This window comes from SAR202 cluster bacterium (assembly GCA_009392515.1).
Classification (GTDB): domain Bacteria; phylum Chloroflexota; class Dehalococcoidia; order Lucifugimonadales; family UBA6952; genus UBA6952.
This window is the reverse complement of sequence record VFGE01000028.1, coordinates 16451-31347: the sequence shown is the minus strand read 5'-3', so window position 1 is coordinate 31347 and position 14897 is coordinate 16451. Positions and strand designations below refer to the sequence as shown.

The window sequence follows — 14897 nt, the reverse complement described above, 5'->3', positions numbered from 1 at the left end:
TCGTGTTTTTACCTTTATAGTTAATAATTATGCAAAACACAACACAAAAAATATTAATAACTACTTAACATTATGTAAATTGCATTTTAGAATCACTTTTATGAATAAATTACCATTAGAAGGCATACGAGTAATAGACTTTAGTTGGATCATTGCTGGGCCAACATGCACGAGAATGCTAGGCATGATGGGTGCAGAAATAATAAAAATAGAAAGTCACAGAAGACCAGACCCTACAAGAGTAGGTGGTGGTGGAAACTTCCATTTTTTAAATCAATCCAAGACTTCTTTAAGTCTTAATCTACGTACTGAAGAAGGTGTAGATATTGCTAAAAAGCTTATATCAATCAGTGATGTTCTTGTAGAAAATTATGCCAGTGGTGTAATTGAACGTATAGGGCTTGGATATGAAGATATTAAGAAAGATAACCCAAACCTAATTATGGTTTCTTCTTCAGGTCTTGGACACTCGGGGCCTGATAAAGACCATGTCGCTTATGGTACATTACTCCAATGCTTCACCGGGTGGAGTTATCAAACAGGGATACCTGAAAAACCACCTATGATTGGCGGCGTTTGGGCAGACCCATTAACTGGAATGATGCAAACATTCCTAGTAGCTAGTTGTCTATCCGGAAGATATAGAACAGGATTAGGACAGTATGTTGATTTTTCGATGGCAGAAGCAAATACCACATTATTACAAGAATCCTTGATGAATTTTTTTATGAACAACAAAATTATTGAAAGAGATGGAAATTTTGAGTCAAATGTCGGTATTCATGACCTTTTTCCATGTAATGGATTCGACTCCTGGATTGCTCTAGTCATAGAAAATGATGAAGACTGGACTAAATTTTGTGAAATATCACAAATCTCTGAATTGAATAAATATAATTCCAATGAAAAAAGAATCGAAAATAGGGCGAAATTAACACAGTTAATTTCAAACTGGACAAAACAATTTGATAAGTTTGACCTAATGGAAAAACTACAGGCAAATGGTATTATGTGTGGTGCATCAATGGATAGTTTAGAAGTTATACAAAATAAACATCATTTGGATAGAAATTTTGTCAGTGACTACATTCATAAAGACTTTAAGGGCATTAAACTCCCCAATGTTCCTTGGACACTGAATAATGCTCCTGAAACAAAGATAACTCCTGCGCCTGAACTTGGAGCCAATAATAACTATATCCTAAACAAACTTTTGGGTATTGAACAAAGCACTATTGATAAAATGGTTGAAGAACAAATCATTTATTAGGGTGTAATTGTATCAAGATAAGAATGATAGTTCCTTCTGGTTTCATCTAAATGATCTCCACCAAATTTTTCAAGCATACTTTCTGCAATTACACATGCAACCATAGCTTCACCAATAACTGCACAAGTAGGAACAAAAGTTATATCGCTACGTTCAAAATGAGCTTTGTCGACAAAGTCTCCAGTATGTAAATCCACTGTTTCTAGTCCATTAATTATTGTTGCTATCGGCTTTACTATAGCATTAATAACTAATGGTTCGCCATTACTCATACCGCCTTCCACACCACCAGCATTATTAGTTTTTCTAGACCATGCACCATACCCTGGTTTATTATTATCTTTATTCCATTTACTTTTTGGTAAAATCACATCATGGACTTGTGAACCAAAAAGATCTGCCTGGCTAAATCCAGCACCAAACTCAACTCCTTTTACAGCATTAATGCTCATAACAGCCCCAGCAAGTTTAGTGGTGATTTTTCTATCCCATTGTATATGAGTCCCTAAACCTATTGGTAAACCCGTTGCAACAATTTGAATTATTCCTCCTGCACTATCTCCATTAGCCCTTGCACGATCGATAGTTTCAATCATTTCAGAGGCTTTTTCAGGATCAAAACATCTCACTGCTGCAAGCTTGGAGCCCTCTGGATTTTCTTGATGAAATGGTGCTTGTTCTAGTAAATCCCAATCTAATTCACCCATATAATTTGAATGAACACCACCAATACAAGTTACATGAGAATGAACTTCAATATCGAATTCTTCTAAAAATCTTTTTGCTATTGAACCAGCAGCAACTCTAGCAGCACTTTCTCTGGCACTTGATCTTTCTAATATGTTTCGAGCATCATCTTGATGATATTTAAGTGTTCCTGCAGTATCGGCATGACCTGGTCTAAGTTTGGTGAGCTTTTGATATTCAACATCAGTAGGATTTATGCTCATTTCATCAGTCCAATTAACCCCATCTGGTCCTGTTCCTGTAGACCAATCTCGGTTCTCGATCCACATTGCTACAGGACTACCCATTGTAAGACCATGCCGAACTCCTGATAAAATTTCAGCAAAATCTGTTTCGATCTTCATTCTACCTCCACGGCCATATCCAACTTGTCGTCTTGCCATGTCAGCAGCAATATATTTTTCACTAACAGGAATGCCTGCCGGCAATCCTTCTACTATCACTGTTAAACCTTTACCATGAGATTCTCCAGCAGTTAAAAATCGAAACATATTTTTATTCTCCTAATATAAACTTCTTTACAGGCTTTTCATTATACCAAACAAAAAATAATTTTTCGTATATAATTAATATTTTAATAATTGATAACAATATTATGTTAATTAGAGACTATATAAAAGAGTTAATTTCAGAAAGTATTAACACTTGTCATAAAAATGGAACATTACCAATATTTGATGTCGGTCAAATTGAGGTTGAACGACCACAGAACACAGATAATGGAGATTTTGCAGTAAGTTTACCTCTAAAACTTACTAAGATATTAAAAACCAATCCTTTAGAAATCGCAAATGCATTAACAACAAATTTAGATAATGAAAAAACCAATACAGTTTTTGAAAAAATCATAGTTGCTCCTCCTGGGTTTATAAACTTCTACTTAAGCCAAGAATGGGTACAAAACCACCTAAACGAAATCTTGAAATCAGGTAATAAATATGGAAATATCATAAAAACAAATCCAATAAAAATCCAATTAGAATTCGTAAGCGTTAACCCAACAGGCCCTTTACATGTTGGGCATGCCAGAGGAGCTGTGCTAGGCAGTAGCCTCGCAAGCATAATTCAAGCATCTGGAGATATGGTTTCAAAAGAATATTATATTAATGATGCTGGAAATCAAATCGATTTATTTGTTAAGTCAGTATATTCAAAATATTCCATTCTTAATGGAAAAGAATACCCAATGCCAGAAAATGGATATATGGGAGATTATATTGAAGGAATTGCACAAGAAATACATGATGAAAACAATACTCAAACATTAAATGAAGCCGAAATTAAACCTATAGCTTTAAACAAAATGCTTTCAAATATACGATCAGATCTTTTAAATCTTAATGTCGAATTTGATAACTGGTTTTCCGAAAAATCTTTATTTACCAGCGGAGAATTTAATGACACTATGAATCAATTTGAAACAAATCAACTATCATTTACAAAAAATAATGCAGTCTGGTTTAAAGCATCAGACTTTGGAGAAGAAAAAGATCATGTATTAATTCGTACCAATCTTGAACCAACATATTATGCTACTGACATTGCATATCATAGGAACAAATTCCTTGTAAGAAACTATGACAAAGTAATCGATATTTGGGGAGCAGACCACCACGGTCATATATCGCGATTAAAATCTGCATTGGAAGCTATAGGAATAGATCGTACCAAACTGAGTATCCTGCTTTATCAATTAGTAAGTCTTAAACAAGGTGAAGATAAAGTTCGTGCTTCAAAAAGAGCAGGAACTATAATTACAACAAATGAGTTAGTTCAAGAAGTTGGGCCTGATGCGTGCAGATACTTTTTTATTTCAAGATCACCAGATAGTCATATGGATTTTGATATTGATCTTGCACAAAAAAAATCTTCAGAGAATCCTGTATTTTACATTCAATATGCCCATGCTCGTGCATTCTCGATCCTAAAATCTGTAAAAGAAGGAAACATTACGTTGAATGATGGTAATTTTACGCTACTAGAAAACGAGCATGAAATAAATTTGCTTAAAAAGTTCTCTGAACTAACAGAAATTATCCAAATTGCTGCTGATCGTTATGAAACACATCATCTTGCAAAATACTCATTAGAGCTAGCTACATTATTCCATCTCTTCTATCAAAATTGCAGAGTTATTGATGAAAGTCAAAGCAAAGAAATCACCAGTGCTCGGGTAAAGCTCGTAGAGGGATTTATTATAGTTATAGGTAAGTGTTTAGATTTAATGGGAATGTCTAAACCTGAATCAATGTAATAACTATATAGTTATCCTTCTAATCCACCTTCTGCTTTATAGTTTTTGCCTCTTTGAGTGTAATGTGATGCAGTTCTTTTTATTAATTCATGATGTTTTTCAGATGTTTCCCCACGAGGTTTGCCAGGTATACCTGTTACAATAGTCTTTTCAGGGATTCTTGCCTCTTCAAGAACAACTGAACCCGCTGCTATTATTGATAATTCTCCTACTTCAACTCCATCATTTACTACGGCGCCATTCCCAACTAAACAATTATTAGATAGAATTCTTCCATGCCATACAACTCCATGCCCAATTGTAGAATCATCACCTATCCAAGAGTCTGCATCAGAATGAACTACACTGTTATCTTGAATATTTGTTCTCTTACCAATTTTAATTTTCCCACTATCCCCACGAATTATAACTCCAGGTAAAATCATGGTATATTCATCAATTTCAACGTCACCAATAACATATGCAAACTCACTAACAAATGCTGTAGGATGAATCTTAGGTTTTTTTCCTTGGAATTCTCTAATCAAAGTAATCCTCCTTAATGAATGATTCCGTCATTATTTTTCAATAATAAATAAAGTAACGTTATTATAGGGTTTAGTACTTACTATTGCTACTATTTATTTTACAGAAAGGTTTTTATACAGAAATTGGAAATTAATATATTGATTTAATGTTTAAATATATTGTATACATTATTAAAATAATGACATGGAAACAGATAAGAAATATGCTGTATTAAGACTAAGGTCTAGCACACATGAACGACTAAAAATAATAGCAGAAATACAAGATAAGTGCATTATTGATGTGGTAGATGAATTAACTGAATTCATGGATAAATACATTCTTAAACAAGAAAAAGAAACTGTTTTAAATAAATTTGATTGGGAACAATACATTATCGATAAATATGACGAAAATATATGGAAATCAAATAAGGATCTTATAACTAAAAGTACAGAAGATACAATTTTACGACTAGTAAATAAACATATTATCAATCCTAAAATAAAATCGAAGGATTCTAATAGGCCATCCACTGCCATACTTGATTCATGTTTACTAATCCAACTTAAATACATTAGTGGTGGTACGGTTGAAAAGACTAGGGAACAACTTAAAAAAGGCAGTATAACTTATCTATCCAAAGGTTGGTTTAATATATTCAAGTCTTTTGGAAGAAACCCAGAAGTACGACACTCTCAATTTGAACGATTTTTCGATAACAGAATTAAACAATTAGTAAAAGATAGAATAATAAAATCTCCTGAACCTGGTGTATTTCAATTACTTAAAAGACTTACTGGTGATGATTGGAAGTTGGTTGAATCTATTTTAACTCTACCTCCACACAAAGATTTAAAATTAACAAAACTAAAATTCTAATAAGGAAATTAATTTGCTAGTAGAGTTAACAATTCTGGGAGTCATAATTGGAATATTTTTATGGATGAAAAGTGATTCACTAGAGGGTGGAAGCGGATTAGTATTTACCATACCAATATCACTATGCATTGTATTCATAGTGTACGGACTAATTCAATTTATCTTAAAAGTTATCAATTAAACTAAGTTAATATTTGTATACAAGTAATAAATAACGACAATTAAAACTAACCAGACTGCATCATTTATAAAAATAGGAAAATTTATCTTAAAAAGGTATGTATTCTGACAAAACGAAATCGTCAGGAATGTATGTCAAAATCAAACCTTGTTGAGATACAAGAATTTAATACTAAAAATTGTTTCTCGTCGATTTTAGGCGATTTCTACATAGGTATAACCGTCAAGGCCAATAGCTTAGAATTAGTATAAATATATAGAATTAGACAATTTCTCTTCAAAAAACATATTTAGAGAAATAATCTTATATATGTATCAAACAATCTTAATTGCTGTAAAAAAAGAACAACAGGTATTATAAATCCCCAAAAGCACGACAATAAATATTTGTGAGTTACACTTTTTATTACAAAACAGATATTAAACAATGTTATTCTATATACTAAGTATAGTTATACGAAGTAATATTTCTACAGAAATTTAATAATATTAAAGGAACATTATATTGATTTTTAATAACATGAATGACACTGAAATCCAACCAATTCTTACATCTATAATTAAAGAAGCTGGGGAATTAGTTAAAGAGGGATTTTATACTACAAAACAAATATCCTTTAAGAGCCCATCAGACCCAGTTACAAATATAGATCTAGCTTCAGAAACTTTAATTCGAGAAAGATTGGGGCAATATTTTCCTGACATTGAAATTCTTGGTGAAGAATATGGCGGTAATATAATATCCGATGAATTACGATGGGTTATTGACCCCATTGATGGTACAAGAAATTTTGCAGCAGGTATACCGCATTTTTGTGTATCAATCGGTTTAGTTCAAGGTAACAACCCAGTTGTTGGGTCAATATATGATCCAATACGAGACGAGCTATTTTTTTCTCAATCCAATCAAGGAGCTACTCTTAATGGAGAATCAATGCAAGTTAGCACAAAAACAAATCCAGGAGATTTTATAATTGGACTAGATATAGGTCGCATAGATGATAAAGCTATACATGCTTTCAAACTTATTGAAAATCTTTTTCCTACCATGCAATGCTTAAGAGTATTTGGCTCAGCAGCGTTAGGAATGGCATATGCTGCTTCTGGGCGAATCGATATATTTTTACATCATTCTCTTTCACCTTGGGATATAGCTGCAGGATTATTATTGGTAACAGAAAGCAACGGAATTACCCTTGATAAAGCAACATTAAAACAAGCTAATCTTCTTACTAAGGGTTTATTATGTTCTAGTGAAGAATTACTAAATATATTTCTCAAAATGACAGAAAATGAAAAATGGTATCAGTAAAGAGTATTAGGAAATCTCGTCTATGAAAGAAACCTCTGGTCGTCCAAGTCCTCCTGACTTCCCTAAAGACTTTCGTAAATCATCAGACATACCAAACTCTTGAGCATCTTCAATATCTTCCCATTCTGTTAATATAAATACTTCTTTATCTGATACTGAGTTACGAAATATTTTTTCACTGACACATCCATACGACTCTCGTACAGCCTTTTCTTTATCCCAAATTGACTTCCACAAACTGAAATTCTGTAATTCAATCTTTACTAACATGAACATAATTTACTCGATCCTTGGATTATATTTATGCCATTCAGTATTTTGTTCGAAAGCATATGCAAGATTTAAAATATTTTGTTCGCTAAACCTTGGCCCAATAATTTGCAAACCAATTGGTAATCCATCAGAAAATCCACAAGGTATAGATATTGCAGGAAGCCCAGCAATATTAACGGGGACAGTACAAACATCACTTAAATACATTTGAAGTGGATTATCGGTTCTTTCACCTACACCAAACGCAGTGGTAGGAGATGTAGGAGTTACTAATAAATCATATTTTTTAAAAGTTTCTTCAAATTCATTAATAATTACAGTCCTTACTTTTTGAGCCTTTAAATAATATTCGTCATAATATCCTGAAGATAAACTATAGGTACCCAACATGATTCTTCGTTTCACTTCTGGTCCAAATCCTAATTGACGCGTAACTTCTAATTCTTCCCACATAGAGTTCCCATCTTTATATCGAAAACCATACTTTACTCCATCAAACCTTGATAGATTGGAAGAACACTCTGATGGGGCAATAATATAATATACAGCTAATGCCAACTCGCTTGAGGGTAAAGAAACTTCCCGATCAACCTTTGCTCCAAGAGATTCCAATTGTTTAATTGCTGTTTCAACAGATTCTCGAACTTTATTATCTATACCAGATACAAAATACTCTTTTGGAACACCTATTTTTAGATTAGAAATATCATCAGATAAATTGTTCAAATAGTCAGGAGAATCATACTTCAAAGAAGTTGAGTCATTTATATCATTACCAACTATAGAATTGAGAAGTATTGAACAATCCGTAACATCTTTGGTTATTGGTCCAATTTGATCAAGTGAGGATGCAAATGCTATAAGCCCAAATCTACTAACTAGACCATATGTAGGTTTCAGGCCAACAACCCCGCATAAAGATGCTGGTTGTCTAATCGATCCTCCGGTGTCTGATCCAAGAGAAGCTATGGCTTGAGATGCTGCAACAGCTGCGGCCGGCCCCCCACTACTCCCGCCTGGGACTTTTGTAATATCCCAAGGATTTTTTGTTGTATTGAATGCAGAGTTTTCTGTAGATGAACCCATAGCAAATTCATCTAAATTTCCTTTGCCAAGAAAAACTGCATTTTCATCTCTCAATTTCTTTACAACAGTTGCGTCATATGGAGGGATAAAATTTTCAAGCATTTTTGAAGAACACGTTGTCAACGTATCCTTTGTACACATATTATCTTTAATCTGTAAAGGAATACCTGTTAAATATGATGCTTTTCCAGATTTAATAATCTCATCAGCAGTTTCAGCTTGTTTTAAAGCTTTTTCGCCATCTACTGTCACATAGCTCTGAATAAGATTTTCTGTGTTTCCTATTCGATCAAGATATAGTTGTGTTAATTCCTTGGAAGAAATAGACCCTTCATCAAGTAATTTTCGCGCACTATTAATCGTCATCTTTTGTAGTTCTAAATCCATATTTTTAATCTTTCAAGTTATTAATTATTCTAATACTGGCTTGACCTTAATATATTCGCCCTCAACATCAGGAGCATTTTGTAAAACTTGGGACTGTTCTAAAGATTCAGCTATTCTATCTTCGCGCATAACTGTTTGTAAAATCCCGTACTGAGGTTCAACACCTTTGGTATCAACACCTTCTAAAACTTTAATATGATCTAAAATATCATCTAGTTGATTGGTATATTCACCTAATTCTTTTTCATCGAGTCTGATTTTAGCCAACCTAGATACATACTCAACTGTTTCTTTATCAATTGCCATATTACCTCCAAAATAACATCATAGCAGGTAGATCAATGTGAAGAAATAATTTTATCAATCATCTCTACTGATTCTAAAATTTCATTATCATTATTGGTAACAATATAATCAAAATGTTCAATTTGATCCATTTCATAAGAAGCTTTTGATATTCTTGATTTTAATTCAGTTTGATTTTCTGAATTTCTTGTAGTTAAACGAGAAATTAATTGATCAATACTCTCTGGTTGAACAAATATCAAAATAGCATCATCAAATTTTGATTTAATTGTTAAAGCGCCCTGCACATCGATTTTTAATATTGCATGGCGGTTAGAATATTTTGCTATATCAAATTGCGAACTAGGTACTCCATACCTATTCCCATAAACTTCTGCATTTTCTATAAATTGGTCTCGATCTAACATTGCCTGAAATTGATCATCTGTAAGAAATAGGTAATCTTTACCATCTCTTTCACCTTCTCGTATAGATCTAGTTGTAGCTGTAACTACAAAATACCAATTCTTATCTCGAGACTTTAAATGATTAATTATTGTATCTTTACCCACACCAGAAGGCCCTGAAATAACAAAAAGTTTTGTATCAGGCATCGTAGTGGTCTCCTGTTAAATTACTCAAATCATCCCAGAATTGCGGATAAGAAATTGCAACACATTCACTATTTTTTATAGTTGTTTTACCCTGTGATAAAATAGCAGCTATAGCTTCCATCATTGCTATACGATGATCGTTAAATGATTCACAAATTGTACCGCTTAAACTACCAACACCATTAATAATAATACCATCTACAGTCTCTTCAATATCAGCACCAAATTTTGATAATTCACTAACTGTAATGGATAATCGATCACTTTCCTTATTCCGTGCATCAGATGCGTCTCTTATAACTGTTTTTCCTTTAGCAAAACAAGCAGCTAAAGCAATTATAGGAATTTCATCTATTAATCTTGGAATAATATCCCCACTAATTTCGATACCTTGTAATTCACTTGGTTCTACTACAATATCTGCAACTTCTTCTCCTGCAACAATAGTTGCATTTTTTACATATATATTCCCACCCATTTCAGACATAACATCTAAAATGCCAGATCTAGAAGGATTAATTCCTACATTTTTCAAAGTAATCTTTCCTTGCTGATGACATAAACCAGCAACAATCCAAAAAGCTGCAGAACTTATATCTGCAGGGACATTTACATCTATACTTTTAAATTCACCAGTAAATGGTTCTATTGTTAATTTCAATCCATCATTTTGTATATTAACGCCCATATTCCCTAGCATTTTCTCTGTATGATCTCTAGAAAGAGCTGGTTGATGCAAAATCGTTTTGCCCACACTATTAATTGCAGCTAATATTAAACACGATTTTAATTGTGCACTAGCCACAGGCATAGTATATTCAATCCCTTCTAACTCTGAACCGTATATTGCAAACGGAGCTTTAGTATTTCCATCTCTCCCTAATATATTTGCACCCATCTGTTTCAAAGGTAAAATTATTCTACCCATTGGCCTAGAACGCAGAGAATCATCTCCTGTTAGTACAGAAAAAAATGGTTGGGCGGACAATAGTCCTGAGATGAGCCTCATTGTGGTGCCAGAATTACCTGCATCTAAAACTATATTTGGTTCTCTTAGTCCCGTTCTACCAACCCCTTTTATAATAAGAGTAGTCGTATCTTGTTCGTTGAGATCAATCTCTACTCCCATATTTCTCATAATATTAATAGTAGAAATACAATCTTGCCCAAGAGAAATATTAGTTATTTTAGCAGTACCATTTGATATAGAATTAAATATTACTGATCGATGGGATATTGATTTATCTCCAGGTAAATATAGTTCTCCTTGTATCTGAGAAGATTTACCGACAACCATCTCCATATCATCTACTCCATCGCCTGTTTTTCTTCTGATTATCTATTAATTGTTTTGATGTAACTTCAAACATTTTTTGATATCTTTCCCTTAGTCTACCTCCAAACAACATATCAGCTATTTGATCACTAGAGGTTGGAAGATCAGGTTGAGTTGGGTTGTTGCCTAAATCGTCAAAATCTTCCCCAGCTTCATATCTATAAAGCCAACTTTCTCGGGAATGCAATGCTTCTAAAAATGTATCTAATAATTCGTCCATAGATTCTTCTTTTTCATCTATGTCTTCAACATCAGTTTTTTCAATTAACATTTTTATATTTTGTAGTTGTTCAGTAGCGCGATCTATCCAATAAATAATTGAATCTTTATTTGTTAAAGCTATATCTAAATGCATAATTGGACTACCTGAAGCTAATCTAGAAATATCTTTATATCCTGTTGATGCAAGTTTAGCGATTTCTCTCCAAGAAGGACTTTGACTTGTAGATAATATAAGTGCTTTGGATAACATCATTGGTAGATGGCTAACCGCCCCAACATAACTATCGTGTTCTTGAGGGTCCATAAAATAGGGTTTAGCACCAATATATTCAATCATTGAAATAATAGAATCTACAGCTTTTTGATCAGCTTTAGCATGCGGAATCACTACATAGCGACATCCTTTATAAAGAGTACCGTCAGCACTTCCAATACCAGAAGTTTCACGTCCAGCCATGGGATGACCACCTACAAAATGAACATTTTCTGGTAAATATTCATCTGCCCAATCCATAATCACTCTTTTTGTACTTCCAGTATCAGTAACAATAGCTCCAGGTGATAAATGTTCTGCAATATCTTCCATAATTTGTCGTACCGACAAAACAGGTGTAGTAATTATTACGATTTTGGCTTCTTTAACTGCATCTGGTAAATTCCATACAGATTTATCGATTGCACCAACTTTTTTTGCTTTGTTTCCAACGGCATTATCTTGATCGTATCCCCAAATCTCTATATCAGAACGTTTACCAGATTTTAGGGCAAGTCCTATAGACCCACCTATTAAACCCAATCCAATTATTGCTATTTTATCCATGGAAAACCCCATTTCTAAAAGAATATTTGATACTATTCGTCATCATCTTCATTTTCTATATCAACATTGTCTACAGAAAAAGATATTCGATCATTATTTTTACTAGTATTTTTGTTTTTCTTATCAGGCAATTTAAGTATATTTTCTTTTAATTCTAATATTTCTTTTGTACCAATAGATTCATTAAAAATAAAACCATCAATACCAATTTCTCTTAATTCTTGTAATTCTCTAGTTGTTAATTTCTTACTCGATTCAATAAAGAAATATTTAGTGATATAGTTTCTTATGTTTGATAAGACAACAAGAGTATTTAGTGTAATATTAGGCTCATCAGGAAGTGATGTAACAACTACATCTATTGGTAAATCTTCTAAATTTTTTACATACAATTCAGTAATATCATTTTCTACAAATAAAAATCTTCCGATTGATCCTTCTTCAAGTGGTTCTATTGATGAATTCTCAACTCCGAACATGATAAATTCAGGTTTATTTTTAAGGGTTTTCTCAGCTTTCTGAATTGTCAAAGAATTAATACTGATACCCCAAGAAAAATCCTTTAACAATTGAGCTTTTGGTTTTGGTAAATCTTCAGAATAAATAATCAATGCATCAGGATTGATTTTTTTAAAAGAACTTACTGATTGTTTTGTAACTGTTTTTGTAGAAACCATAATTATTGATGAAGGATTTTTATCTTCATCTTTGGTAATTTTAAAACCCAAACTCCGTGAAGCAGTTTTGGTGATTTTGTCAAATTTTTCAATTATATTTGTCATTTACTAACACCTTATAAAGTTACATATCAGCGGCAGCGCCTGTCTCTTCATCATACCACTGCGTTCCATGTTCTTCATCCTCTTTGTCTATCTGTTTTAGTTCATTCTCAAGCATACCAATTCTCTTTTGCAAATCTCCTCTAGATGGATCATCTGAACGCATTAATTTGAATTCTTGTTTTAAAACTGCAAGCCTTTCCTCTACTTGCCAACGCCAAAACTTTGGATCATAAATAGTCATATTATTACTATCCTCAAGATTCTTGTGATATATTAATGTAAAGGAAATCATACCATGAAAAAAAATAAAAAACTAAACCAAAATCATACCAAGCAAAAAGATAATAAGATTTCTCTGAAAAATGAAATTGCTAATATATCTCCTGAAGAAAATAAAACTGAATACGGGAAACTCGGTCGTCCAACAAAATATAAATGGGACGGGCCTGAAGGATGATACTATTCAGAAGAACTTTTAAAATCCAAAGAAACGGAATTGATACAATATCTTAAACCGGTTGGCGCTGGTCCATCTGGAAATACATGCCCTAAATGAGCATCACATTTTACACATGTTATTTCAACTCTTACCATGCCATGTGAAGTATCTACTTCTTCCTTTATTTGCTCAGAATCCATAGCGTCCCAAAAACTTGGCCATCCACAACCTGAATCATACTTTGTATCAGATGAAAATAATGGATTAGCACAACAAACACAAAGATAAGTACCATCTTCTTTATTATGTAAATATTCGCCTGTAAATGGTGGTTCAGTTGCTTTGTTTCTTGTTACTTCATATTGAGCGGGTGTTAATTTATTTTTATATTCTTCATTATTCATAATTACCTCTCATACTCTAGCAAACTTCTGATATATATAGTTATAAAATTCATTAACCCAATTATCGTTATCATTTAAAGCGGGTATTAATGTTAGACTTTCTCCACCTGCATCAATAAAGTATTCTTGATTTCTAATAGCTATTTCCTCAAGAGTTTCCAAACAATCGAAAGTAAACGCAGGGCAAATAACTGAAATATTCTTTATACCTTTTTTAGGTAATGCTTCAATAATATCTGTAGTGTTAGGTTTAATCCAGGGATCAATACCAAATCGACTTTGAAATGCTATATCAAAAGGTTTTTTTAAATCTGCTTTATCAACTACTCTTTGCACTGTTTCATAACAATGGCGCTTATAACACAACTGATTAAACTCACACTCAATTTCACAACAGTTCTCCTGAACTAAACAATGGTTGTTAGAAGTATCCATTTTTTTAATTTGTCGTTCTGGTAAACCATGAAAACTAAAGAGAAGAAATTCGCTTTCATGATATGCTGTTGAATTTTTAATTGTTTCAGCTAAACAATTAATTAAAAAATCTTCATCATAAAAATATGAATTAATTTCATAAGGAATATTGATATCTTCATGTTCAATCACTTCAATAGCTCTTTTTATACAAGACCCTGACGTCGCTTGAGCATACTGTGGGAACATTGGGCACAATATAATTTTTTCGACATTGGCTTCTACCAAATTTTTGAGTCCTTGCTCTATAGATGGTGTGCCATACCTCATACCTATATCAAATATAATATCAGTGTTTTTCTCTGTAATTTTTTTTACGAATTTTTGGGTGTAAACAAGTAAAGGAGATCCTTCATCCATCCAAACGCTTTGATATTGTGGCAATACTTTTTGGGGTCTAAAAGGAACAACAAGCAAATTGACAATAATCCATCGTAAAATCGGATTAGTATCAACTACATCAGGGTCAGATAAAAATTCCTTAAGGTAGGTTCTTAAGCCTGATACAGTAGGTTCTGATGGAGTTCCAATATTCATCAATAAACAGCCAATTTTCGCACTAGTCACGTGTTCAAGCATCCTTTATATATATAAGTCATATCTCAACATTATATATGATTTTC

16 protein-coding genes are annotated in these 14897 nt (G+C 32.8%); 4 read left to right on the top strand and 12 right to left on the bottom strand.

Annotation, left to right across the window (positions count from 1 at the left end):
* Window positions 1-100 precede the first annotated feature (100 nt).
* Window positions 101-1270, top strand: coding sequence for a CoA transferase (locus tag FI695_03805; GenBank protein ID MQG51085.1), 1170 nt, complete (start codon window positions 101-103; stop codon window positions 1268-1270).
* Here the strand turns inward: FI695_03805 and aroC are convergent.
* Window positions 1267-2508 carry a chorismate synthase gene (aroC, locus tag FI695_03800; protein ID MQG51084.1) on the bottom strand — a complete coding sequence of 414 codons (1242 nt, stop codon included), beginning with the start codon at window positions 2506-2508 and terminating at the stop codon, window positions 1267-1269. The two genes, FI695_03805 and aroC, sit on opposite strands and share 4 nt — an antisense overlap.
* Before the next feature lie 104 nt (window positions 2509-2612).
* On the opposite strand from aroC, the gene FI695_03795 reads away from it, so the two are divergent.
* Complete coding sequence (locus FI695_03795; GenBank protein MQG51083.1) at window positions 2613-4271, top strand: arginine--tRNA ligase; 1659 nt, start codon at window positions 2613-2615, stop codon at window positions 4269-4271.
* A gap of 11 nt (window positions 4272-4282) precedes the next feature.
* On the opposite strand, the gene FI695_03790 is transcribed toward FI695_03795, so the two are convergent.
* Window positions 4283-4798 (bottom strand): gamma carbonic anhydrase family protein, encoded by a 516-nt coding sequence (locus tag FI695_03790; GenBank protein MQG51082.1) that lies wholly within the window; start codon window positions 4796-4798, stop codon window positions 4283-4285.
* A 184-nt stretch (window positions 4799-4982) separates the two neighbouring features.
* On the opposite strand from FI695_03790, the gene FI695_03785 reads away from it, so the two are divergent.
* On the top strand, window positions 4983-5660 hold the full coding sequence (locus FI695_03785) for a hypothetical protein (protein ID MQG51081.1): 678 nt from the start codon (window positions 4983-4985) through the stop codon (window positions 5658-5660).
* A gap of 700 nt (window positions 5661-6360) precedes the next feature.
* Window positions 6361-7152 (top strand): inositol monophosphatase, encoded by a 792-nt coding sequence (locus tag FI695_03780; protein ID MQG51080.1) that lies wholly within the window; start codon window positions 6361-6363, stop codon window positions 7150-7152.
* Window positions 7153-7158: 6 nt separating this feature from the next.
* On the opposite strand, the gene FI695_03775 is transcribed toward FI695_03780, so the two are convergent.
* The 10 genes from FI695_03775 to FI695_03730 all read right to left on the bottom strand — a co-directional run bounded on the left by FI695_03775 (window position 7159) and on the right by FI695_03730 (window position 14853).
* Complete coding sequence (locus FI695_03775) at window positions 7159-7422, bottom strand: hypothetical protein (GenBank protein MQG51079.1); 264 nt, start codon at window positions 7420-7422, stop codon at window positions 7159-7161.
* Between the two features lie 9 nt (window positions 7423-7431).
* Window positions 7432-8898, bottom strand: coding sequence for an Asp-tRNA(Asn)/Glu-tRNA(Gln) amidotransferase subunit GatA (gene gatA / locus FI695_03770; GenBank protein MQG51078.1), 1467 nt, complete (start codon window positions 8896-8898; stop codon window positions 7432-7434).
* A gap of 24 nt (window positions 8899-8922) precedes the next feature.
* Window positions 8923-9204 (bottom strand): Asp-tRNA(Asn)/Glu-tRNA(Gln) amidotransferase subunit GatC, encoded by a 282-nt coding sequence (gene gatC / locus FI695_03765; protein MQG51077.1) that lies wholly within the window; start codon window positions 9202-9204, stop codon window positions 8923-8925.
* 32 nt (window positions 9205-9236) lie between these two features.
* Window positions 9237-9797, bottom strand: a complete 561-nt coding sequence (locus FI695_03760) for a guanylate kinase (GenBank protein ID MQG51076.1) — start codon at window positions 9795-9797, stop codon at window positions 9237-9239.
* Window positions 9790-11100, bottom strand: a complete 1311-nt coding sequence (gene aroA, locus FI695_03755) for a 3-phosphoshikimate 1-carboxyvinyltransferase (GenBank protein ID MQG51075.1) — start codon at window positions 11098-11100, stop codon at window positions 9790-9792. Before aroA ends, FI695_03760 begins: the two co-directional genes overlap by 8 nt.
* A gap of 1 nt (window position 11101) precedes the next feature.
* A complete protein-coding gene (locus FI695_03750) occupies window positions 11102-12187 on the bottom strand; it encodes a prephenate dehydrogenase (protein ID MQG51074.1) in 1086 nt (361 codons plus the stop codon).
* A 20-nt stretch (window positions 12188-12207) separates the two neighbouring features.
* On the bottom strand, window positions 12208-12957 hold the full coding sequence (locus tag FI695_03745; GenBank protein MQG51073.1) for a hypothetical protein: 750 nt from the start codon (window positions 12955-12957) through the stop codon (window positions 12208-12210).
* A 19-nt stretch (window positions 12958-12976) separates the two neighbouring features.
* Complete coding sequence (locus FI695_03740; protein ID MQG51072.1) at window positions 12977-13198, bottom strand: hypothetical protein; 222 nt, start codon at window positions 13196-13198, stop codon at window positions 12977-12979.
* Between the two features lie 218 nt (window positions 13199-13416).
* Window positions 13417-13800, bottom strand: coding sequence for a peptide-methionine (R)-S-oxide reductase MsrB (msrB, locus tag FI695_03735; protein ID MQG51071.1), 384 nt, complete (start codon window positions 13798-13800; stop codon window positions 13417-13419).
* A 9-nt stretch (window positions 13801-13809) separates the two neighbouring features.
* Window positions 13810-14853 carry a ferrochelatase gene (locus FI695_03730; GenBank protein MQG51070.1) on the bottom strand — a complete coding sequence of 348 codons (1044 nt, stop codon included), beginning with the start codon at window positions 14851-14853 and terminating at the stop codon, window positions 13810-13812.
* Between the last annotated feature and the right edge of the window lie 44 nt (window positions 14854-14897).

Bases quoted from the DNA above. Each gene is read 5' to 3' on its own strand.
- FI695_03805 (MQG51085.1), top strand. From the start codon at position 101: ATGAATAAATTACCATTAGAAGGCATACGAGTAATAGACTTTAGTTGG.
- aroC (MQG51084.1), bottom strand. From the start codon at position 2,508: ATGTTTCGATTTTTAACTGCTGGAGAATCTCATGGTAAAGGTTTAACA.
- FI695_03795 (MQG51083.1), top strand. From the start codon at position 2,613: ATGTTAATTAGAGACTATATAAAAGAGTTAATTTCAGAAAGTATTAAC.
- FI695_03785 (MQG51081.1), top strand. From the start codon at position 4,983: ATGGAAACAGATAAGAAATATGCTGTATTAAGACTAAGGTCTAGCACA.
- FI695_03780 (MQG51080.1), top strand. From the start codon at position 6,361: ATGAATGACACTGAAATCCAACCAATTCTTACATCTATAATTAAAGAA.
- FI695_03775 (MQG51079.1), bottom strand. From the start codon at position 7,422: ATGTTAGTAAAGATTGAATTACAGAATTTCAGTTTGTGGAAGTCAATT.
- gatA (MQG51078.1), bottom strand. From the start codon at position 8,898: ATGGATTTAGAACTACAAAAGATGACGATTAATAGTGCGCGAAAATTA.
- gatC (MQG51077.1), bottom strand. From the start codon at position 9,204: ATGGCAATTGATAAAGAAACAGTTGAGTATGTATCTAGGTTGGCTAAA.
- FI695_03760 (MQG51076.1), bottom strand. From the start codon at position 9,797: ATGCCTGATACAAAACTTTTTGTTATTTCAGGGCCTTCTGGTGTGGGT.
- aroA (MQG51075.1), bottom strand. From the start codon at position 11,100: ATGGAGATGGTTGTCGGTAAATCTTCTCAGATACAAGGAGAACTATAT.
- FI695_03750 (MQG51074.1), bottom strand. From the start codon at position 12,187: ATGGGGTTTTCCATGGATAAAATAGCAATAATTGGATTGGGTTTAATA.
- FI695_03745 (MQG51073.1), bottom strand. From the start codon at position 12,957: ATGACAAATATAATTGAAAAATTTGACAAAATCACCAAAACTGCTTCA.
- FI695_03740 (MQG51072.1), bottom strand. From the start codon at position 13,198: ATGACTATTTATGATCCAAAGTTTTGGCGTTGGCAAGTAGAGGAAAGG.
- msrB (MQG51071.1), bottom strand. From the start codon at position 13,800: ATGAATAATGAAGAATATAAAAATAAATTAACACCCGCTCAATATGAA.
- FI695_03730 (MQG51070.1), bottom strand. From the start codon at position 14,853: ATGCTTGAACACGTGACTAGTGCGAAAATTGGCTGTTTATTGATGAAT.